Annotated in this window: 1 protein-coding gene; it reads right to left on the bottom strand. The window is 55.9% G+C overall.

Annotated features, from left to right (window positions below; all coding sequences use genetic code 11):
- A partial coding sequence (locus ABD481_RS47020) for a TraC family protein (RefSeq protein WP_344672384.1) occupies window positions 1-547 on the bottom strand: 547 nt, incomplete at both ends.

Below are 547 nucleotides of genomic sequence, written 5' to 3'. Positions count from 1 at the left end.
GCCTGCAGCTCTTTAAACAGGCCCTCACCACACTTGAACGGCATCATGGCCAGAAAGTTACGCAGGTGATGGTAGCGGGCCGGGATCAGCTGGAAACCGCCTTTACGGTAGCTGTTGAGCACCTGCTGTTCAGCGGCGAGAGAGGCCTCTGTGCTGTCTGCGGTGTACGTGGTGATATTAAAGAAGTAGGACACCAGGGAGGTCTGGTTGGTCGCCAGTCGCTGGCGGATATCGCCCCACTCCTGCATTTCCTTTATCACGTTCGGAAAAAACTTCGCGTAGGAGGTTTTGCTTTTCTTCTCCACGTCCATGAATTTCATGTTGGCTTCATTCTGGGTCTTCACCTGGTCCTCCACCATCAGCGTCAGCGTGATGACAAAGGGGCAGGAGATGGAGAGCTCCGGGTTAAGCAGGTTGGCGTAGTTATCCGCGGAGGTCCAGAGGAAGGCCATTTCCGGATCACTCTCCAGATGGTAGCTCCTCACCCGGGTCACGCACTCTTTCCCGTCGCGCCCCAGGCGGCCAATTTTCAGATGACCAGCGGTGA

The organism is Catenulispora yoronensis, from assembly GCF_039531695.1.
Taxonomy (GTDB): domain Bacteria; phylum Actinomycetota; class Actinomycetes; order Streptomycetales; family Catenulisporaceae; genus Catenulispora; species Catenulispora yoronensis.
The sequence above is the reverse complement of the archived record's forward strand: the minus strand, read 5'-3'. Positions and strand labels throughout refer to the sequence as shown.